The organism is Paenibacillus sp. FSL F4-0087, from assembly GCF_038020215.1.
GTDB lineage: Bacteria > Bacillota > Bacilli > Paenibacillales > Paenibacillaceae > Paenibacillus > Paenibacillus taichungensis.
Genome location: NZ_JBBODJ010000001.1, coordinates 6,354,847 through 6,376,363 on the forward strand (window position 1 = coordinate 6,354,847; position 21,517 = coordinate 6,376,363).

Annotated in this window: 22 protein-coding genes and 1 riboswitch; of the genes, 7 read left to right on the top strand and 15 right to left on the bottom strand. The window is 44.5% G+C overall.

All coding sequences use genetic code 11. From position 1 onward, the window contains the following. Positions 1-11 precede the first annotated feature (11 nt). From MHB84_RS28845 to fba, 6 genes are all read right to left on the bottom strand, one after another. Positions 12-836: a carbohydrate ABC transporter permease gene (locus MHB84_RS28845; RefSeq protein ID WP_076288557.1), complete on the bottom strand. Its 825-nt coding sequence runs from the start codon at positions 834-836 to the stop codon at positions 12-14. Positions 837-858: 22 nt separating this feature from the next. Next, positions 859-1,794: a carbohydrate ABC transporter permease gene (locus MHB84_RS28850; RefSeq protein WP_076288556.1), complete on the bottom strand. Its 936-nt coding sequence runs from the start codon at positions 1,792-1,794 to the stop codon at positions 859-861. A gap of 15 nt (positions 1,795-1,809) precedes the next feature. Continuing rightward, positions 1,810-3,102, bottom strand: a complete 1,293-nt coding sequence (locus tag MHB84_RS28855; RefSeq protein ID WP_076288555.1) for an ABC transporter substrate-binding protein — start codon at positions 3,100-3,102, stop codon at positions 1,810-1,812. 70 nt (positions 3,103-3,172) lie between these two features. Continuing rightward, entirely contained in the window at positions 3,173-3,973 is an 801-nt protein-coding gene (locus tag MHB84_RS28860) for a DeoR/GlpR family DNA-binding transcription regulator (protein ID WP_076288554.1), read from the bottom strand. A gap of 184 nt (positions 3,974-4,157) precedes the next feature. After that, on the bottom strand, positions 4,158-5,087 hold the full coding sequence (locus MHB84_RS28865) for a 1-phosphofructokinase family hexose kinase (protein ID WP_076288553.1): 930 nt from the start codon (positions 5,085-5,087) through the stop codon (positions 4,158-4,160). Further along, entirely contained in the window at positions 5,084-5,950 is an 867-nt protein-coding gene (gene fba, locus MHB84_RS28870; protein ID WP_076288552.1) for a class II fructose-1,6-bisphosphate aldolase, read from the bottom strand. Before fba ends, MHB84_RS28865 begins: the two co-directional genes overlap by 4 nt. A gap of 281 nt (positions 5,951-6,231) precedes the next feature. On the opposite strand from fba, the gene MHB84_RS28875 reads away from it, so the two are divergent. Continuing rightward, positions 6,232-7,275, top strand: coding sequence for an SIS domain-containing protein (locus MHB84_RS28875; protein ID WP_076288551.1), 1,044 nt, complete (start codon positions 6,232-6,234; stop codon positions 7,273-7,275). A gap of 226 nt (positions 7,276-7,501) precedes the next feature. Then, positions 7,502-8,353: an aldo/keto reductase gene (locus MHB84_RS28880; RefSeq protein WP_076288550.1), complete on the top strand. Its 852-nt coding sequence runs from the start codon at positions 7,502-7,504 to the stop codon at positions 8,351-8,353. A 160-nt stretch (positions 8,354-8,513) separates the two neighbouring features. Here the strand turns inward: MHB84_RS28880 and MHB84_RS28885 are convergent, their stop codons facing one another. Continuing rightward, the gene (locus MHB84_RS28885; protein WP_076288549.1) at positions 8,514-9,428 is read right to left on the bottom strand and encodes an arginase family protein; all 915 of its coding nucleotides are present in this window, start codon (positions 9,426-9,428) and stop codon (positions 8,514-8,516) included. Positions 9,429-9,532: 104 nt separating this feature from the next. On the opposite strand from MHB84_RS28885, the gene MHB84_RS28890 reads away from it, so the two are divergent. After that, positions 9,533-9,895: a winged helix-turn-helix transcriptional regulator gene (locus tag MHB84_RS28890; protein WP_076288548.1), complete on the top strand. Its 363-nt coding sequence runs from the start codon at positions 9,533-9,535 to the stop codon at positions 9,893-9,895. After that, positions 9,888-10,271: a winged helix-turn-helix transcriptional regulator gene (locus tag MHB84_RS28895; RefSeq protein WP_063565020.1), complete on the top strand. Its 384-nt coding sequence runs from the start codon at positions 9,888-9,890 to the stop codon at positions 10,269-10,271. Before MHB84_RS28890 ends, MHB84_RS28895 begins: the two co-directional genes overlap by 8 nt. Before the next feature lie 80 nt (positions 10,272-10,351). Here MHB84_RS28895 and MHB84_RS28900 read toward each other — a convergent pair whose 3' ends face one another. The 5 genes from MHB84_RS28900 to MHB84_RS28920 all read right to left on the bottom strand — a co-directional run bounded on the left by MHB84_RS28900 (position 10,352) and on the right by MHB84_RS28920 (position 16,137). Next, the gene (locus tag MHB84_RS28900) at positions 10,352-11,794 is read right to left on the bottom strand and encodes a hypothetical protein (protein ID WP_076288547.1); all 1,443 of its coding nucleotides are present in this window, start codon (positions 11,792-11,794) and stop codon (positions 10,352-10,354) included. Positions 11,795-12,138: 344 nt separating this feature from the next. Then, entirely contained in the window at positions 12,139-12,978 is an 840-nt protein-coding gene (locus MHB84_RS28905) for a formylglycine-generating enzyme family protein (RefSeq protein ID WP_076288545.1), read from the bottom strand. Between the two features lie 219 nt (positions 12,979-13,197). Continuing rightward, positions 13,198-13,833 carry a glycoside hydrolase family 11 protein gene (locus MHB84_RS28910; protein WP_076288544.1) on the bottom strand — a complete coding sequence of 212 codons (636 nt, stop codon included), beginning with the start codon at positions 13,831-13,833 and terminating at the stop codon, positions 13,198-13,200. A 317-nt stretch (positions 13,834-14,150) separates the two neighbouring features. Then, on the bottom strand, positions 14,151-15,623 hold the full coding sequence (locus MHB84_RS28915) for a DUF4179 domain-containing protein (protein ID WP_076288543.1): 1,473 nt from the start codon (positions 15,621-15,623) through the stop codon (positions 14,151-14,153). Further along, complete coding sequence (locus tag MHB84_RS28920) at positions 15,610-16,137, bottom strand: sigma-70 family RNA polymerase sigma factor (RefSeq protein WP_076288542.1); 528 nt, start codon at positions 16,135-16,137, stop codon at positions 15,610-15,612. The genes MHB84_RS28915 and MHB84_RS28920 overlap by 14 nt, the downstream gene beginning before the upstream one ends. Positions 16,138-16,303: 166 nt before the next feature. On the opposite strand from MHB84_RS28920, the gene MHB84_RS28925 reads away from it, so the two are divergent. The 3 genes from MHB84_RS28925 (at position 16,304) to MHB84_RS28935 (ending at position 19,423) form a co-directional block, all read left to right on the top strand. After that, entirely contained in the window at positions 16,304-16,966 is a 663-nt protein-coding gene (locus MHB84_RS28925) for an MBL fold metallo-hydrolase (protein WP_076288541.1), read from the top strand. Positions 16,967-17,215: 249 nt separating this feature from the next. Then, positions 17,216-18,121 (top strand): ArsR/SmtB family transcription factor, encoded by a 906-nt coding sequence (locus MHB84_RS28930; protein ID WP_076288540.1) that lies wholly within the window; start codon positions 17,216-17,218, stop codon positions 18,119-18,121. 39 nt (positions 18,122-18,160) lie between these two features. Further along, complete coding sequence (locus MHB84_RS28935) at positions 18,161-19,423, top strand: MFS transporter (RefSeq protein WP_076288539.1); 1,263 nt, start codon at positions 18,161-18,163, stop codon at positions 19,421-19,423. 169 nt (positions 19,424-19,592) lie between these two features. Here MHB84_RS28935 and MHB84_RS28940 read toward each other — a convergent pair whose 3' ends face one another. Genes MHB84_RS28940 through MHB84_RS28950 form a run of 3 tightly spaced genes read right to left on the bottom strand, consistent with a single transcriptional unit; the run spans position 19,593 to position 21,174 of the window. Further along, complete coding sequence (locus tag MHB84_RS28940) at positions 19,593-20,078, bottom strand: nitroreductase family protein (RefSeq protein ID WP_076288538.1); 486 nt, start codon at positions 20,076-20,078, stop codon at positions 19,593-19,595. Between the two features lie 17 nt (positions 20,079-20,095). Then, entirely contained in the window at positions 20,096-20,671 is a 576-nt protein-coding gene (locus MHB84_RS28945) for a nitroreductase family protein (protein WP_083678840.1), read from the bottom strand. Positions 20,672-20,691: 20 nt separating this feature from the next. Then, complete coding sequence (locus MHB84_RS28950) at positions 20,692-21,174, bottom strand: MarR family transcriptional regulator (RefSeq protein WP_076288536.1); 483 nt, start codon at positions 21,172-21,174, stop codon at positions 20,692-20,694. Between the two features lie 241 nt (positions 21,175-21,415). Next, positions 21,416-21,497, top strand: a riboswitch (ZMP/ZTP riboswitch). Positions 21,498-21,517: the final 20 nt, after the last annotated feature.

A 21,517-nucleotide genomic window follows, 5' to 3' on the forward strand; every position in this document is an offset into this window, starting at 1 on the left:
CTCCTCACCCGTTATTTCATGCCCGTCATAGCTAGGCCTTTAATAAATTGCTTCTGGAAGATCAGGAACATTATAATAACCGGTATTGTAATCAGTACCGCAGCTGACATAACGACGTTGTAATTGACCTGATGCGTTCCATTAAAATAGACCAATGCCAGTGGAACGGTCATCTTGCTCTCATCATTTAATACAATCAATGGCCACAGATAGTTGTTCCAGGAGTTCATAAACGTGAATATCCCCAACGCTGACAGCATCGGCAGAATAAGCGGCATAACGATACGAAGCATCAGCCTGAATTCGCCAGAACCGTCCATCCTTGCTGCCTCCAGCAGCTCCTGTGGAATCTCTTCTATGAATTGTTTGGCCAGAAATACGCCGTAGGAGCTAACCAGATTAGGCAAAATAATCGCCAGCAAATGGTTAACCAGTCCAAGCTCAGCGGTGATCAGATACGTGGGAATCATAATAACCTGAAAGGGAATCATCATGGTTGCCAGGATCAAAATGAATAGCAGTTTCTTGCCTTTAAACTGATGCTTAGCAAAGACATATCCAGCTAGAGCGCTAGTAAACAAGGTCACCACTGTTATAATGACGGAAGTCACCAGACTGTTCAGCAACCACGTGACGAACGGCGCCTCGCTAAAAACCGTTCGGTATCCGTCCAGACTCGGCTTACTTGGAAAAAAACCGCCGGAACCGGAGACGATGTCCATGTTACTTTTTAGTGATGACAGCACCATCCATACATAAGGCAAAAGCATAACACAAGCTATAACTGCAAGAACTGCGATAGTAAACCCTTCCCACAGGCTGAATTTACGCGGCATCGGTTTCTTCTCCCCTCTCCTCTCAATGTTCCCATTGCGTGCGTCCCCACCGAAGTTGCAGCAGCGTCACAAGCAGGATGATCATTAGAAATACGGTTGCCATAGCAGATGCGTACCCCATATTGGAGCTGGAGAATGCCTGTTCATAGATTTGCAATGACAGCACTCGTGTTTCGTTGAAGGGTCCGCCCTTGGTCATAATCTGAAATTGTGGGAAGGCCTGAAAATAGGAAACAACTGTCGTGATGGATACAAACAGCAACGTTCTGCGCAGCAGTGGCAGTGTGATGTGAAGAAAGACATGCCATCGGCCCGCTCCCTCCAGCGTCGCTGCTTCATAGTACATATCCGGGATAGAATCGAGTCCAGCAATGAAAAGAACGATATTATAGCCAATATCAGCCCACAAGGTCATCATGATGACGGAGTAGAGCGCATAATGCGGATCACTGAGCCACTGGATCGGCGCCATATTCAGCTTGGCGAGAATCATGTTGAACAAGCCGTCATTGTAGTTGAACATGGTATTCCATACGATAGCCGTTCCCGCCAGCGGAGCGATCGTGGGAAGAAAAAATACGGTCCGAAAGCCATTTTTGAGCCAAGGGATGCGGACTCGCTGTATCGCTGAAGCAATCAAAAGTGTAATAACAATGTTGATCAATACGGCGATAAATACAAATTTGAAGGTTACCCACAATGACTTCAGAAAGATGGAGTCCTGAAACATACGAATGTAGTTCTGCGCCCCCACGAATATCGCGTTTGAGCTGAGCGGATCATACTTGAATGCGGACAAGCCCAGGCTCCAAGCGATGGGAAGGAAAGCAAACACCCCGAACAGAAGCAAGATCGGTACGAGTGAGATGATGATGAACCTTCGTTTTGCCCTGTAAGCTGTTGACTTTACCGCTGGGTTAACCTTTTCCGCCTTGTTGGTAGATATAGCAGTACTCATACCCCAGCACCCCTATCACTTATGTTGATCCTGATTATCATTGATTGTCTGTTCGATGTTCGCTAACCCGTCCTGAACATTCTGCTGCCCACTGGCCATCAGTTGGAAATTGTCGTTAACCTGCTTGAAGAAGAAATCCCGGTCTGCTATAGGACCGATCCATTGACCTAACGCCAATATGTCCAGCGAGGGCTTTAGATGAGGATTGTTCTTCAGGAATTCCGGGTTTTCGGCAATTTCTTTTTTGGCTGGAACGGTAAAGGTATCCGTATTCCAGGTCGAGAGGTTGTCCTTCTCCGAGATGAATTGGATGAAATCAAGCGCAGCCTCCTGTTGTTTGCTTTTCTTGGACACCGCTAGCCCCCAACCGGATTCGGCAGCAAAAACAGGTGGATTTTCCGTAAAGGAAGGCACGGAAACGTATTCAAAATCATCAACTTTGTAGTTGTTCTGTCCCGCAGCAATCGTCCACGGACCGCGATAGGTCATGGCTGATTTCCCCTGAAAAAAATAGTCAGAGGTATCCAGCTCGCTTCCGAACGTGGTTAAATCCGCAACTTTGTTATCGGCCACGAGCGAAACCAAGGTGGACATCGCTTTCTCCGCCTCCGGTGAGTGGAAATTAACATGTTCGTCTTCACCCATAAAACTTGCACCTTGCTGCAAAATAAGGGATAAGAAAGTAAACGTAATATTGTCTGCAGATACAAAATCGAAGCCTTTGACTTTGATGACATTGTTCTCACGGACAGTCAATTTTTTGGCGTAGTCCACAAGCTCTGTCCAGTTGGACGGTGCGTGATCGAAGCCTTGGTCTTTGAGCATTTGCGGGTGAATCAACATGCCGCCATTCTCAATGTTGTACTCAAGTGGCAGCCCATATAACTTGTTATCTCGCAAATATCCCCCAAGGGGAGCATCATAGTACTCTTTTTTTACATTTTCACTATCAGGGATTTCGACAAGCAGGTCGTTCTTGGAATATTCGGGCACCCACGTGCCGAAAAATTCGGCAATATCGGGTGGTTTCTTCGCGGAGAATGAGGCTTTCAGCTTCTGGCTGTATACATCATATGGAAAGGTCTGATACTCGATCGTTATATCGGGGTGTAAGGTCTGGTATTTGGATATTAATTTCTTGTATGCGCCCACAATGGCGTCTTCCTGATGACTCCAAAAGACCAGATTCACCTTACCTTGCGGGTCTGCGGATGTATCGCCGCCTGAAGAGGAGGAGCTGGAACAGCCCGCTTCAGCGAATACAACACAAACCATCGCAATGATCAGCATAAACTTGGAAAAATGCATTCGCATATCCTCCCTTGTCCTGCAAATTAGCCAGCATATGAAGGGAAGGACATTTGAGTTTTACGTGTATTTATATAGAAGCAATGTGGTCTGTAGTTGTATGTATCGCAATCTGATGCTCCCGGCACGCCTGCTCAAACCATCCCTCCGGCTGTTTATTCGTAATCACTCCAGTCACCTGAGTTAAGGGAGCAATCGTAAACAAAGCACTTTTCTCAATCTTGCTTTGATCGAATACAGCATAAACCTCGCTGGAACGTTCCATTGTTAATTGGGCAATACGAGCTTCAAGCTCGGAATGCATCGTAAAGCCGAAATTCTGCGTTACTCCGTCCACCCCGAGAAACATTTTCGTAATGTTAATTTTGTCGATTACGCTTTCCGCCAGCGGACCGCATAACTCGTAGCTTTTAGACCGCATAACGCCGCCAATCACGACGACCTGAATATCTTCGGCATCAGCCAATTCATAAGCAATATTCACCGCGTTGGTGACAATCGTAATATTACGGTGCGTTTTGAGTGCTTTCGCAATAAAGAACGTCGTTGTACCTCCCGTCAGGCAGATAATGTCTCCCTCTTTAACAAGGGCTGCCGCCGTGGCCGCAATCCGTTCCTTATCCATCCGTCGGAAATCGCGTTTTGCTGCAAAAGGCAGCTCCGATACCGCCGACGTCAGGCCTCCTTCATATATGGCTCCCCCATTTGTTCGAATAATCTCGCCCGCTTTTTCAAGTGCGTCCAAGTCACGTCTTGCGGTTGCTTCCGAGCAGCCAACCGTCTGGACAATCTCTTGCAGCGATATTTTCCCATGCGATTTAATCAGTTCCAATGTTTGTGCTCTGCGCAGTTCACCCTTTGAATATTGCATAAGTCTCTCCTTTAATATGTCTGGGCCTGCATGATATCCGTTAACTTCAGCCCGTGCTAGCTCTATTGTGTAGGATGAAAGGATGGATTGCAATATGTCGACATGAACTGCATCCCATAAGAAAAGCATCTATCTAACGGTTATTCATGAGGGATATGAAGCTGGTTTTCCAAACCTTCAACTATCATAAAGGTATAATTTGCACCTGATGTACGTACTTCTCAAAGAGTACATGATCGATGTCACCTGCTTTGGAAGACATTGCATTCGCTGCGGCAGCCGCGATAGCCATACGCAGTCTGGAGTCGGGCGAATCACCGCGTTCTCCTGCATATGCCATGCCGGCAACAAAGGCGTCTCCGCAACCTACCGTATTCACAGGCTGAATGGATGGCGGTTTTGCCAGATATGCTTTTCCATTTAAAATAGCCAGAGCACCGTCACTGCCGAGTGTTATGCACACCTCGTCAATGCCCTGATGCGCCAACCTGTGCGCTGCACGGGCCCATCCGTTAATTTCTTTCGGCTTTTGCCCCAGCCACTCGGCCAGTTCCAGTTCATTTGGCTTCACGAAATGGGGCGTTGCACTCAGCCCAATGCTGAAACTTGTTCCACCTGTATCCAGAAAGGCTCTCGTTCCTACTGAACGGACAATACAAATCAATTCTGCGTACAATGTGTCCGGCGCACCTGGGGGTAAACTTCCAGACATCACAACTGCACTGGACTGCGTGGCTAGCTCCTGTACTTTTTTCTTGATCGCTTCAACTTCGGCTTCTGACATGGTTGGGCCCTGCCCAAGTAGCTCTGTAGAGGTACCACAGGAATCGTCCACAATGTTAAGGCAGACTCGGGAGTCTCCCGCTGATTGGATAAAAGAAGTCCGTATTCCCCGTTCAGTCAGACTGCTCTCAATAAATACACCATTGTTGCCGGCAATAATGCCTGTAGCTGTGACTTCACCGCCGAGCTGCCGGATCACCTTGGCTACGTTATTGCCTTTGCCACCTGGCTCATTAACCTGTCTTGTCACTCGATGCACTTGACCTACGCCAAACTTGTCAACGTACAACGTCCGGTCGATGGCCGCATGGAGTGTAACTGTGGTAATCATCGGACTACGCCGGCTTTGCCAGTGCTTCCACATAACCGTATTTTCTCCATGGCAAGCCGTTTAACTGCTTCCTTCGCCGGAGCCATGTATTTGCGTGGATCATTCTCTTCTGGATGGATTACAAATACATCTTTGATAGCTTCGGAAAAAGCAATACGCAGCTCTGTGGCTATGTTTACCTTGGACATCCCCAGTGCAACCGCCCGATGAATCTGTTCAGCTGGAATGCCCGAACCACCGTGCAGCACCAAAGGAACCGATACTCGATTCGCAATGGTTTCAATTCGTACAAAATCTATGTTCGGCTGTCCCTTATAAATACCGTGTGCGGTACCGATTGCTGGAGCGAGTGTAGTTACGCCGGTGCGTTCAACAAATTGCACGCAATCTTCCGGATCTGCTAGGGAAGCATGCTGTTCCTCAACGACAATATCGTCCTCAACACCGCCAACCTTGCCAAGCTCTGCCTCCACGTTTACGCCAGATGCCTGGGCAACCTCCATCACTTTACGGGTTAGGTTCACGTTTTCTTCAAAAGGATACATGGATGCATCGATCATTACAGAGGTATAACCTGCTCGTATACATCGGATAATCGTTGAAAAATCAGTGCAGTGATCCAAATGAAGTGCGATAGGGATATCCGTCAAGTCCGCTGCGGTTTTAGCCGCATGAGCAATGTAATCTGGACCCAAGTGGTTGACTGTACCCACCGTAGTTTGAATAATGAGTGGTGACTCGGTTTCTACAGCCGCTTCAACGACAGCCTGAAGCATCTCCAGGGTATGAACATTAAATGCAGCGATGGCGTATTGGTCTCTGCGAGCTGTTTGCAGCATTTCAGTGGACGAGATCAGTGGCATATCCATTCCCCCTTTTAAGGTTTCGTCGCTCGCGACGATTTGAACGATCCTGCACCTCCCTTCACGGGTCAGATGAGTATGGGAAACATTTGATAATTTCTAGCTTGTGATCATAATAATCTTTTTATTTGATTAAATCAATCATTATTTTGGAAAACTATTGCAATTTAGTGCGTTGTAAAGGCATAATTATGATTAACACAATCATATAACTATATATTTGATCGAAAAGATCACAAACTGAAGTTATCAATCTAAATCATTCCCGGGAGGTATTTTTTATGAGTTTGACTTATCGTGAAGTAAAAGAACAATATAAGGCCCTGCAGCAGACGTACAACTATTTACTGGCCAAGCGCACGGAATTTACTGCCTTTGTCCAAGCTCAAGCGATTACCTCCGTAACCTTTGTTGGCGCCGGGTCCAGTTATTGCTTGAGCGAAGCGGCCGCTTTTTCCTTCCGTTTGCGTGCCGGCCTGCCTGCAATGTCACTTGCCGCGGGTGATCTCATGCTCCATGCAGACCGCTATCGTCCCATGCTGGAGGGTAGTCTGATCATAGCGCCGTCACGATCTGGCAGTACGAGTGAAGTCGTTGAAGCATTGCGTTTGCTCCAGTCTGATCGACGTATTCCTTTATTAACGATTTCTTGTGTAACGGACTCGCCGTTATCCAAAAGCGCCGATTTCCCTCTGGAACTGCCCTGGGCTTTCGACCATAGCGTTTGCCAGACCCGCACAGTAACCAATCTGTATGCAGCCAATCTGCTGCTTGCCGCTTTTCTTGCTGGTGATGAGGAGCTGATTATCGATATGCAGGAAGCGATTCATCAAGGTGAAGCCTACATGGCACGTGTAGAGGACAGCATCCGCCGCGTCTCCAACTTCAATTGGACAAACGCAGTCTTGCTCGCAGACGGTGAACTACAAGGGCTGGCAGCTGAGGGCGCCATCGCTCTGACCGAGATTGCCAAGACACAAGCCCACGCATACCATCTTCTTGACGTTCGGCACGGGCCGATGGTCACCGTAAGCTCGGATACTTTAGTGATCGCTGCCTTATCGGACAGTGGTATTGAGCATCAACGCAATCTGTTGAGGGATATTAAGGAGCGTGGAGCCACAATTATTACATTTGCCGATCGGGCGATGGACATCCCGCAAGAGTTCATAGACCTTGAGATCACAACAAGTCATCCAGTTAACACAGCAGTACGGGGTATTCCTTTCATTTTCATCTCGCAAATAGCCGCTTTGGCTAATGCCGAACGGCACGGTATTAACCCGGATCAACCCGATGGCCTGGTAGCCTGGGTCAAGCTATAAAAGAAAGCTTAGTTCTTTTGATCCGCTTGGACGTTTTGAGCAAGGGTAATTTTTAAAGGAGAATCCTAAGACTTCTATTCGAGGCAGAATAGAAGTCTTTTACTTGAAGGTCAAAAATCAATTTTATACGTCCTGTGAGATAATTAGGCAAACATTTGATATGAATGATATAACGCTAGAATTATGATTTGGTACATAATAAGTATATAAAAAGGAGGGCTTTAACATGGAAAAAGTAATACTTAACAATGGTGTGGAGATGCCCATTATGGGTTTTGGTGTTTATCAAATTGCAGATCAAAATGAATGCGAACAAAGCGTTTACGATGCCATTATGGCAGGATATCGCCTGATTGATACAGCTGCCTCATATCTGAACGAAGAAGCCGTTGGTCGAGCCATTAAACGAAGTGGTGTCCCAAGAGAAGAGTTATTTATTACTACAAAGCTTTGGGTTCAGGATACTGGATATGAAAACACTAAAAAAGCATTCCAAAAATCTCTGGAACGATTGCAATTGGATGTGTTGGATCTGTATTTAATTCATCAGCCTTTTGGCGATGTGTACGGCTCTTGGCGCGCTATGGAGGAATTGTATCGTGAAGGAAAGGTCCGTGCTATTGGAGTTAGCAACTTCCAGATGGATCGTCTGATCGATTTAATCATTCATAACGAGGTAGTTCCTGCCGTAAACCAGGTTGAAACACACCCTTTCAATCAACAAATCGAAAGTGCTGCTTTTATGAAAGAGAATAATGTTCAGATTCAATCCTGGGCGCCTTTTGCTGAAGGAAGAAATGATCTTTTCCAGAATGATGTATTGCTATCCATTGCGAAAAAAGTGAATAAATCTGTTGCTCAGGTCGTTTTACGCTGGTTGACACAACGAGATGTCGTTGTCATTCCGAAGTCTGTTCGTAAAGAAAGAATTGTTGAGAACTTCAATATCTTTGATTTTGAATTAAGCCAAGATGATATGGAATCGATTACTGCATTAGATACGAAGCAGAGTCTATTCTTTTCTCATAACGACCCAGAGATGGTGAAGTGGATCGGTACACGTAAACTTGATATCTGACCCTCCCGGGAGATCGTTCAGTTCCTTTTCATTGAAGCTCTCATTCAGAGGCAAGTAATAAGAAAGATAAACAAAAGGAGCCGTAGTCATATACGGCCCTTTTTTTGCTTTGGTGAGATAAATTATATTGTTCAGCGATGATTAGCCCTCGCATAGAATTTCACTTATTTAAAATAGGTATTTCCCCCAGCAGGTTTTTCAGGTTAATTGCATCCCACGGCATGTGCTCGGTTATACCCAATCCCACCACATCTGTTTCTTCCGATAGTTCTTTGAGTAGATGCAGGAGCTGGGAGATTTGCAAGCTGCCCGCAGGAGAGAACGTATAAGGTCCTTCAGGATTCGCGAATAATAACGAACGAAAAGCCTTAGGATCAAGCACATCTAGATCCAGGTGAATAGCGAGATGCTTAATACCGCTTTCTTTGATCCACTCTTTGATGGATTCCGTACTTTTTGTTAACTCTTCAGCTCCGGAAGTTCTAATGCCAAGTCTTTGAATCATTTCTGTATCTGATTCTACAGTCGTTATACCTAATCGTTCAAACGCTTCTGAGATCACTTCGCCCTCCTGTTCTGTAGGCGTTGCCAACCCCGCGATAAAGACATTTTCAGGTTTTAGAGGAATTTTTACATGTTGTGCAAACTCCTCATCCCCTTCTCCCAAAAGATTGCCCAGTGGTAGCGTATGTCCGTTATCATATCCCACGTAACCAACCAAATCACTGTGCGCATCGATCCAGATCAAGCCTAACTCTCCATTATACCGTTCGTTTAAATAGGCAAACGGAGCTTGTTCGACCAAGCAGTCTCCACCAAACATGACGATGCGGTCAGGCTTGTGAGCATGAATAATATGCTGGGCTGCTTCCAATTGTTCAAGGAGCTGTTTCCTCCCATTTACACCATTCTCGTTTTCCAGTGGAGTTCCATCATATGCTTGTACAGGAACTTGAATCAGTGGTTGATCATTATCAGGAGCCAGCCAGGCAAGCAGTTCCGCGCCAAAAGAGTAGTTAGGATTATTCCCGCCTTGCCATTGTGGCATTAACAGACGTATTGTTTTTTGATTCATGTTTTCTCTCCTTTACTTCAAAGTAAGGTTAGTATAAACTGAACGCAAATCGAAAAGTAGTACGCACAATTATGACAGGTACTACCTGAAAGGATAGCATAAATATGAGCATGGCTGAATATCAAGGTAAGGTTAAACATATTCAAGATACGCCTTTTGGCTATACATTGTCTGTCATTGGCGGCAAATGGAAGATGGTCATTATTTATCTTTTAGCAGAAAACCAACCGGTACGCTTTAATGAACTGAAAAGACAAATTGGAGCGATTACGTTTAAAACACTGAGTTCACAACTAAAAGAATTGGAAGCGGATGGCATGGTCGAACGGAAAGAGTATCCTCAAGTCCCGCCTAAAGTCGAGTACAGACTGACCGATAAAGCGGAAACATTATTGCCCGTTCTGGAAGGTTTATGTGAGTGGGGAGTACAAAATCAAAGTGAAAGAGGTGTGTTGGAGGATGATTAACTTTAGAAATAAAACCTATCGCTGTACCTCGGAAATTGTTATGAGCTTACTTAGCGGCAAATGGAAAATTTCTATACTCAATCACTTAACTAAAGGTCCCATTCGGTTTAATGAGCTTCAGCGACTTCTTCCTGACGCAACCCAACGCATGATTACAATGCAGCTCAGAATGCTTGAAAGTGACGGCCTGATTATTCGCAAGGTCTATCCGGTTGCACCGCCAAAAGTAGAATATTATTTGTCCGATCTGGGCGAGGAACTGGCCCCCATGCTACAGATGTTGTGCAAGTTTGGCACGACTTATATCGAGAAATTCCCCGACGAAGTATCTTGCGACAATGATGACTCTCGCCGCGACATCGCTAATGTAAATTAAAGTAGTCGTAATTAGACGGCAGCAGCTCTATACGAGTACGCTGCCGTCGTCATATCATCTGTCACGAATGGTTTATAGCATTACAACACCAAAAATTGCGTTCCATACCCCTTCCCAGAAACCAAAGCTGCTTCCAGCTCCTCTTGATCTCCTTTGTCCACTAACACCACATTTTCGGGATACAGCTTGCCTAATAAAGCCCACTGTACAAGTTCATTTCCGCCTGTTGGTATGACATGGACTCCATTATCCGTATTTGTCACCAATCCGGAATGCGACAAAATGTCTGCTACCTGATGAATGCTGGTTGATGTTCGCTTCACAGTAGCTTCCTTGGAATGGTTGTTCTTTTCAGGCCGATATGAAAATCGATGTCCCCTGAAAAGCTGACCGAGATCCACACTAGATTCTACACTAGATGATGCATGACCTTCTCTCTCCACAGTGAAACGCACGGTTGTTCGATCTGACCCTGTATTCGGAAGCAGCCTTGCGATGGATGGGAGATCACTATGGTCTTCTGAAATATGAAGGTAATCCTTATTGCCAGTTATACCCGTTCCTGCTTCATTTCGTGGTGCAGCATAATAATCGTCATATTCATATTCCAATGAGATGGCAACTATATCTTTTGTATCTTTAGTCTCAATGGTTTGTACCGGATGCCATTTCAGAAGATAACGCGCAGCCGTTCCAGCCGACTCTCCCAATCCAGCGGGCAACACAGTTCCCAAAGGATATTGAAAGCCGTAACCTACCGAAGTCAAACCCGAGCTAAGCACACTCTGTGCATACTGGACAATCGCCTTGTGCGTTAATTCCTTCCCGAGCAATTGAGTTAAAAAGACCTTACGGGCAGGCTCCAGAAAACGTAATCCTTTGAATTGCGTGTGTTCCTTGACTTCAAAAGGTACTTGTTCCCAATTGGCAAAAGGAAGTAATGCATCCCGCAGTAACACAAATTGGTGTAAGTATTCATTATATAACTGCATAACTCTCGGCCCCCCAGCGGGACCCCAAACCTGAGCAATAGCTTCCGGTATTAGGGTATGACCGTAGCAATGACTTCTAAATTCCAGCTCTCCAAGGGTTTCTGGTCCATATTGCGACAGTGCCCTCTTTTCAGAATTAATCTCTCTTGCCCAGTGAACCAATTGTTCACCAATGCGTGCCGCCTGTGTTGTAATTTCAACACCTGCCTTATCCTTCAAAGCTAATGGACCAAGCGGTAGCGATGACAAATCACCGGAGATTGCCAAATTGGCTTGAAGGCTATCCAATAACACCGAAGGATCACCGTTTATCGGTTCGCCCAGCTGAACCAGAATCGCCTCAAGCAGTTTATCCAGCTCTATGACGACCTCTTTTGCTCTATATATGCCGTCAGGCAATTTCCAATCTAAAGCCACATTCTCGCCTGTTCTAATCGAGTCCTGTGGATATGTGCCAATGAGAGACTCCACATCTATTGCGTTTCCCCATACGATCCGTTTATCTTTCAAGTGAAGTTGATACGCTGGCATATTTCCCACCCCTTCAGTACGTTTTTTATATTGAACGACAATTCAACTTGCCCTTCGAATTTTAGATTATCAGGTGCCCTAACCGTTGAATAGTACGCACTTTTTTGTATGATCCGATCATTTTTGTGTCGTAGGATACTTTTTGATCCTGCAAAGTAAAGGTTCAAATTGTACGGCAATGCATCACGTTTCCGATCCTGTGCATTTTGAATGAAATACAAGCATTTCAAAAAAGAGATGTCCTGGCTAATCTGCATTAGCATGGACATCTCTTTATGTTCAACGACCTACTTTTCAGCATATGAGGCCGCCTTAAACTATTTAGATAATTTACCACCTTTCGACTATTCTCCGCGAGCAACACGAAAACCCTGATCGGGACCAAAACCATTTGCATCAAATTTCCCTCGAAAAGCGATCTCGTTATTATTGACACCGCCAATCCAGCCTCCGCCTTTTACAACCCGAAATGAAGCAATTTGGCTCTCAGCATCGCTGTACCAATCCCAGCACCATTCTCTGACATTGCCAGACATATCGTAGATTCCAAGCTCGTTGGGCTGCTGGGTACCAATTGATTTGGTTTTGTTTTTGTTGCTCTCTATGGCAGGCCAGTTCCAGTCTCCAGTTAAGATTTTGTCCCCGGCGTTCTTCCAATACCATGCGACTTCATCGGCGTTGTTGCTGCCGCTGTATGTGTAATTCTTGCTCTCCTGACCTCCGCTTGCGGCATATTCCCATTCCGCTTCTGTAGGCAGTCGGTAACCGTTAGTTCCCTCATTAATCGTTACTGTCCATTTTATATTATCGTTATCATTCTTATTATTCTGGTCTTGGGTACCCTTATCGATGTTGTAATGCGGCTTCAAGCCCTCTTGTATGCTTCTTTGATTGCAATACTCTACCGCGTCATACCAACTCACCATTTCTACGGGTAATTGTTCTCCTTTGAATCCGGAGGGATTATTTCCCATGACATCTTCCCACTCTTTTTGAGTTACCTCATATTTTCCGATATAAAAGTTCGACAGGGTCACATTTCTACCGGCAAAATTGGTCTTGTTGTTCTTAAACGTTCCACCTTGGACGAATACAAGGTTATCCTTCGGTTCGGGTTTATCCTGTGAACAAGCACTGATCACTAGCATTGTTGCTATTAAAAAGAACATCAACAGCTTTCTCATTGAACGATCTCCTTTAAGCTAATGGGAAAATAAGTGGCTATGATGACTGCCATTCTCATCCGGCAACGTCGAAGGCCATTTGTCTGACTGAAAACGGCCTTCAACATATCCGGACTGATGGTAGATCTGAGGAAAAGGCATTGAGCCTGTCCCTAATGTATAAAAATCTGTTTTACTTACGTTAAACGGGTCACCGTGTGGTTGCTTACCATGGATTACTTACCACACCGTTACGTTGGAACTTCCGCTGCTTTGATATCCTTCTGTCGCTAACACCTGGTAAGACCAACTGCTACCCAGATTCATTCCTTTGCTTGCCCATGCGTTCACATGGTTACTGAACGTAATAGCGGAGTTAACCCCGGTCGCTCTCTTCGACTGTCTTACGCTCCAGTACTGGGCAAAGGTTTGTGTACCGTCAATGGAAGGTGCATTGTATCGCATCGTTGTATAGATGTCATAGGTTCCTCCATCACTGTTGACAGTACCTTTAAACGTTCCGGTTGGTCGGTATGTGCCCCAACTATCTACAACGTAATATTCAATAAGTGCATTTCTTGTCCACCCGTAGAGTGTCAAATAGCCATTGCCGGATGGAGACCAAACCCCAGCATTATAGTTAATTGTCCGGTTTGGAGATCCAACATTCCAGCCTTTACCAACAACAAAGTTCCCCGTATTTTGCCATGTCACACTGTAATTTCCGCCCGATCCATTCACAGCATTAACCGTACCGCCGCCATCGGTCCAATTCTGCCAATAATCTGTCGCTGCACTTGAGGTTGCTGCAAACACGCCAAAACTCATGGAAGCCGCAAGAATGACCGTCAACATTTTTTTGCTAAATTTAAACATACTCTACCTCCCAATATGATTGTATTTGCCTTATCGACTGCTTTCGTCTGATTCTCGGTTGAAGTTCTCAATTACCATTTGATGCAATTCTTTTTTTACTTTTACCTCCTTTCTGACTAAATTATAGAATGATAGCGGTTACATAAAAACCTGACAAACTAAAGATTAATCTCTAATATGTTTAGATTTATGTCTGTTTTCCTTCTAAAAATCGACTTCTACCTACAGGAAAACAAATATGCAAAAAGCCGCCCAGAAGGGCGGCTGTGAAAGTGATGCTGAGGATATTAGTGATGGATAGACTACACATTAATAAATTATTTTAGCATTACGGACCAGTCCGGGTCTTTGTACCTTTTATCCACTACACGTCTTACCAGGATAAGTTCCTCCGGAATGTGGTCTAACCCCATAATCCGATATTCATAAGGCTGCTGCGTATCGCGATTTCCCATACTAATAAATCCCTCTCTCCAATTATTAGAAAGCGTATTTTTTAAGGTTGAAATCCCCCACTTACTAACGTCATACTGCTTGCCTGCTGAATCGTATGCTTTCCATTCTTCATTGTTTATTTCGTTATCCATTTCCCCGTAGAACGATACGGCGGTTTCAAATGTGGCATCAGGGTTTTGTGAGTCCTCAAGCGACGTCCCAACCAACTCTATGCGGTCTGTTAATATTTGAAAAGCTTTGGGTTCTATCAGGTCCGATGGCCTAAAGGAAATTCTGCTACCGTCTGTTTCCGCTACCGAGTAACCATCCAAAATAAAACGATATGGTTCGTTCTCTGGCAAGTACTTGAAAATATAACTCCAACGTATCTTTCCGTCTCCAATGACTGCATAATCAGTAGACATCAGACTAACCATGTCACCATTCTTTCTCGAATTTACCGAATGAATTTCTTCATTCTCTATGGTTTCAAAGTGAAAGCTCAACATCTGCTTTTCCCATAAATCACCGGGTGACCTTGCCATTGCAGCATCATTGAGTTCAGTCTCCAGTTCAAAACGGACTCCTTGCACCATTCTCGTTAACCTCTTTAAAGTGACTGTCATTCCGTGTGGCGTTGTGTAGCTACCTGATAATTCTTCTATCTTCGTTTGCTGGTTAGCCTCTCTCATATCTATATCAAAGCTAAAGTTCCAATCTCCTTCAATGGAAGGCTCGTTTCTGTTGCCAAGCGTCCCAATATTCCCTTCTATTGTAATCTTGTCTGTTTGCAAGGGCTCATTGAAGAAAGCAACCATATAATAAAAATCATTTGTGTACCCCATATCGTACATGGTGTCCAAGTCTTTACCGTTAGCATCTTTGATTGTAATGTTGTTCAGATCTCCAAGGAGTAACTTATAGCGATCGTGCTTACCTTTTTTATCAAAGAGTTGAAGAGCCATCGTCACTCGGGTAGGGTCTGCAACAGCTTCATCAATTACCAGCGTATAACCTTTGTCCTTTACTTTGATATGAGGATTATGCACTAGTCCCAATTCTTGTGCCCGCAAAAGTCCAATATCTGGGTTATCCTTGGCAAATAAAGACCGGATCATTTCACCAAATGTTGGCACCGAATAAATCGAAACCGCTCCTAGGATGAAAAAGAGGGCTATAACTGCTGCTGCCCATCTCCATTTTTTATGGGGATATTTCTTTTTTACCTTCTGCTCAGAAATGGAGGAAAGTGCGTTCTCCATAGCTAGTTGAACTGCATCAGGAATGATCAGGTCTTTTCTTTTAGCATTTAATAATTGCTTGATCTCACGGTCAACCGGATCATGAAAATTCATATTTGCCCTCTCCTTCCCCTAGAACGAGCTCTGATAATTGTCGTCTGGCCCTGAATAACCTTGACTTTACTGTTCCTTCAGAAACTTCAAGCACTCTAGATATTTCCTTGACCGATAAGTCCTCGATATAAAAAAGTGTCACGATGGTTTGAAGCTGTTCATCCAATTCGTCAATTACCTCAAACAGCTCAATTTGTTCAAAATCCCCCTTATAAGATGTCTTTCTCATATCATAAGGGACAAGGGATACTCGCTTTTTTTTCTTAATAATCCGATTACACTCATTGATTAAAATCCGAATGATCCAAGTTTTAAAATAAGTTGGCTCTTTCAGTGTATGTACATTAGAAAAAGCTTTAGCAATGGTCTCCTGTATCGCATCTGCACAATCTTCATCCGTTTTAACGATTGATCTTCCTATAACAAATAGGCTTTGTTGAACAGCACGTATTAAAAATACAAAAGCTTCCTTATCTCCTTGTCTTGCAAGTTCGGCTTTTTCTGATAAATCCACCAATGATCCCCCTTTCCTTCATTCCTTCTATTCATTAGATCATCCTATACTTGATTTGGTTCACAAGAAAACCCTAATCTTTTTTTTCAATTCTACCCCCGTATCTTTATACGAAGTTGATTCGTTTACAAAGAGATACTATTTCTTTCTACGGAGGACTAATATTATGGAAATTTCAAAGGGAGTCGAAATGCTCCATCTAGACTATCATGGGAATGTGATACACCCCATTCTTTTAAAGGACCAAGAAATGAATATTCTAATAGACACTGGTTTTCCAGGTCAATTTGAGGATTTACGTGTGGCAATGGAGAAGGCTGGTGTCTCTCTATACAAATTAAATGCGGTGATTTTGACCCATCAGGATGTCGATCATATAGGGAATCTTCCGGAGATTTTACAGACGCGTGGCAACACTATTAAAGTATATGCACACGAATTGGATAAGCCGTACATCCAAGGGGAACTGCCTCTAATAAAAGATGGTCACCTGGATAATCCACCAAAGGGCACAGTAAATCATACTTTAATAGATAGTCAGGAACTGCCGTTTTGCGGCGGGATTCACGTTATTCACACGCCTGGACATACACCCGGTCATATCAGTCTTTATTTGAAGGAAAGTAAAACCCTCATTGCCGGGGACTCCATGTACAGTGTAGACGGTATGCTTGGTGGAATTCACGCCCCGACTACACCGGATATGAACGCAGCAAAACTCTCGTTAAGAAAGTATATAGATCTCGACATTACATCCGTTGTTTGTTACCACGGAGGATTGAGTGATGTAAATGTCAAAGATCAGATAGCAGCACTCAACCAAGATTAAAGTTTCAATATACACTTTCGGTGAGTATTATTCAGTTATTTTAAAATCAGTCTGCTCATCTTGCTGTCATTATAAATCATAAAGACGCTTCTCCAGGTGCTCTCCACCCGTGGAACGTCTTTTTTCGTTGAAGAGATTAAGTAAATCATTGGACATTTTTGTTGCAAACCCATAATTGTTCGTATACAATAAAACAAATTAGTTGTTCTATAATTATAGAACGCGAAAGACGAGGGGGAAATTCGAGCTATGAACTACAAAGTGGAAGTTGATTTCGCGCCCATTTATGAATGTGTAAGCAGCCTGACGGTTTTCATGAGCAAACAGAATCATAATGCTCTGGATGCTGGAAAACTATGGGTCAGAGAAGTACAAGATCGGTTCGCACCTGCCAAACTGCAACAAATGCGGGAGACGATGAAACTTGTAGATGATTTTAGCCTTGCACCTTATATTTGGAGTTGTCCTGGTGAACGCTCAGTGAGTGGTTTTTTGGATTGGCTTGAAGACCTAACCACGGGCCAACTATATGACATCGCTGCTAATGTGAAGTTGTCCGTTCCCTCCAATCTCCCGGAACTGCGCAGCCGGACATCCGAAGCGCTGCGTGAATGGGATACCCACTATTTCAGCCAAATTGATTCGGCGATTATCGATGGTCTTGCCTTAGAAGCTGAAACCAGACGGTCCATGCTAAACGGAACCAATGACCTAGAGGTCTATGAGGAGGCAACGGAGGGTATGCGTCTTTATCCCACCCCACTGCTCAAACAAGTGATTCTAATCCCTCAATATCATGCTCGTCCCTTTGTTACCTCAGCCATCTTTGATGAACTGATTTTCACCAGTTACTCTGCCGATATTCTCCCACCAGCAACGGGCCGGCCTGAACATCGGTTGTTGCGTCTAACACGAGCATTGTCCGACGAAACCAGATTATACATCCTCCGTTTATTAGCCGGAAAGCAGTTAACATTCACTGAGATCGTTAGCGAGGTTAAACTTTCTAAGAGCACGGTACACTACCACCTTATTTCATTGAGAGCAGCGGGGCTTGTTATCGTGCATTATAACCAGAAAACTACCTCTTACAGCTTGCGTTTAGAAGCACTCAACAAGCTTTCGGAACAGATTTCAGCTTATATTGAAGAATAATGATAATGCCCTTTAACCTACGCACACGGAGGAACACTCATGCTTAAACGCAGTTATTATGGTTTACTTGCTACTGTCACTCTGAGTTCATTTGGTGACGTATTTGGTCTTCTGGCTATGGAATGGCTTGTCTATGAAATAACTGCATCTAAGATGGCTATGGGTGCGATGGCACTAAGCTTTAGCATTCCAGAAGTGGTCATTCGGTTGCTCGGCTCGCCGTTATCCGATCGGTTACACCGAGGGCGGTTCATGGCAGTGCTTGCTTCTGTTAGATTGCTTGCTCTCTTATTACCGCTGAGTCTGGGACTCGCTGGCCACTTGCAATTATGGCACCTTTTTCTGGCCGCAGGACTAAGCGGGGCATGTTCTGCCCTATTCATGCCCACCGCAATGGCAATTGTCCCCGGAGTATCAGATGAACGCAAACTGGTGCGTGCATTCGCGGTAATCGACGGCTGCCGTAATGCAGCTGCATTGTTGGGCCCAGCCTTAGCCGGAGCTCTTACTGCCGTAGCTGGGGCATTGCCAACGCTGGGCATCAACGCCGTTTGTTACACCGCCGCGATTGCCACGTTGCTCTATCTGCCCACAATGCAGAAGCCAGTAGCAGCTAAGGCGTCCTTTTCAATTAAGGCTTATCTCAGAGATATCCATGAAGGATTCTCCTTTTATCGCAGTTTCCCGGCTATGCTTTCGATTATGGGCATTGTTTCGATCAGCAACATGTCTTCTGTAGCGATCTGGACGATGATGATTCCTTTTGTTCGTGAAGTGTTAGATCGGGATGCCGCTGCTATGGGTACACTCACCACTGCTTCAGCATGTGGCACATTAGTAGGACTTTTGATCATTTCGTGGATGGGTGAAATCAAAAAACGACGGACAATCATGCTGTGCAGCCTAGCCGCCATCGGGCTTTTTAACGCCTTACTGGGCCTATTCCCGAGTTACCCGTTTGCGCTCGTTGCGTTATGTGCCGCTGGTGCAGCAGGACCTTTCTTTGGTTCTCTCAGTTCATCTTTGCATGGCACTCTTGTCCCTGGACCTCTGCAAGGCCGAGTCAACTCAATACGGTTCCTCATTGGTGGCGGACTACAGCCTGTAGGTGCATTTGCAGGTGCAGCGGTTGCAGAACTCTATGGTCTGCCTTTCTTATTCTTGTCTTTGGGTCTGCTCCCCTTGCTTTGTTCGGCTGCGGCAGCTTTCCTTCCGAACCTGAAGAATTTAGATGGTGATTTATCTACTTTACAGAATAGAACACGATTCAGTTCTTATAACAAGGAAATTAACACATTATAGAAATGTCATTTTTTAAAATAGGTGAATCTCTGGATTAGTCGTGTGTATCCTCTTTAGCTGATTTTTAATCATCAAATCGTATACATACCGCATAAAAAAAGAACGACAATCCCTGCTAAGGTTTTGTCGTTCCTCTTTCATTTGAATTCTCTTCCCTATATCTTTCCCGCTACAGCAGTTCGAACTGAAGCTGAGGTTCTGATATCTCATCTTTCCCTTCCAGCTGTACAGCGCCATATCCCAATTCCAGAACCGCAGCAATCCGCTCGTTGCCTAACACGCCAAACTTTTCAGCACGGCTCCGGTCGTACATCCAGTCATGCAACGTGCTGCGCACACCCAACCCCTGTTCATGGGCAAGCAAACGAAAATTTTGGATCAGACAGCAGACAGCTGCAAAGTCCTCTTCCCGCTTATGATGATCCGCCTCTTCCTTCATCAAGACCAGAAGATAGGCTGGAGCGTGCTCCTGCAATCCCTGCATGAGTTTCCCATTACGGTTATCGGCAAAAATAAATCGCCACGGCTCACGAAGTCCATCATTTGGCGCCCACACGGCGTGATTGAGCAATTCAAGGATTAGCTCCTGTGATACCGGTCGATCCAAAAAATCTTTTGGACTGTGTATGCCTCCTTGCAGATTGGCCAATTCCATTTTTACATCCTCCCCTTCTACGTAGTTTGACCCTGAAATACAGTCCACTTTTGCTCAGCTGGTGTTCTTTTCCGGCTTCTTGGCGCTTTGTCGTAATATCCCATATGAAGAATGCCAACAAATCTTTCATCCTCACGCAGTCCAATTCCTTTGAAAAAGCCTTCATTCTGAATCATGGATTCTGTATCCCACAGCATTCCTAACCCTTGTTCCCATCCCAGCAGTTGGAAGCTCTGCATCATCCCGCAGGCAGCCGCATAATTGCGGTCATTGGTCAGACGATCCGGTCCTACAGTCGACATAACAATGACATGAGCAGGAATATCGGTAAACCTCTTTTTAAACACATCCAGCAGTTTTCCCGGAATCAACTTGCCGAACTTGCTCTGCGACATCTGTTCCAGCATGCAGTCTACCAACCGTTTGCGTGCTTCGGGAGTTCCGGCATAAACAACACGCCATGAGCCAAATTCAACAGATGGTTGAAGCCGTGTTGCCTTGTGCAGCAATTCAACAACCAACTCCTGTTCCACCGGTGTAGAATTACATTTACGAATACTTCTGCGTTCCCTGATCAATTCTGCCAGACTCAAGTGTTTCACTCTCCTTCAGTTTATCTGGATTCCATATACATGCTGCTGTCTTGAAGAAATTGATGTATTATTTTCAGCTCCGGTTCCGAATATTTGTCCAAAGAACGATAGAACCGTTCAGCCTCAAGTACATGTAAACGTTCATGCAGTTCAAAGATCTTTTTGCCTTGCGGTGACAAACGGAAATAGCTCTCCTTTTTGTTGTCATTCATTTTCGTACGTTTGACGAATCCTTCCTCCAACAGTTTGTTGCCGATCTTGGTAATACTCGCTTTGGACAAATTCATCGCCTCAGCAATACCCGTGTTGTTAATAGGCTCATGTTTGCCAATGCAATCTATCATATGAACCGCGGTCAAATGCTGAGGGATTTTGTCCATGCTTTCCCGCTGAGCGATACTTAGAAAATGTTCAATTTCCGTATCCTTGTGATTCTCATATACATGTAAAAATCGGATAAATTGGTCATACAGTAACTGTTTTGTTCGATCGTTTGAATCCATTCTTCAATCGCTCCTTATTTACTTATAAACAATAAAAAACCCTTAAATGATTAAACTAATTCAGGAATTTAATATTAAATAGTTTACTAGTTAACAATATAACACGAGTGATAACAGTTATCAACTATATGACGAAGATTGTGGCTACCAGGGAAACTAATACCCCATACAAATCAAAGTGAAATCCATTAACTATTGAACAATTTTGCTTTTTCAAGTACTATCAATCTAAACAATTCAAACGATCATATGTAACTGGCGAACACGGTGAACCGTGAGGGAGCATATGGTTTTGTAATAAGCCGTACGCCTGGGCAGAGGTAAGGAATATTTATTTCCTTGC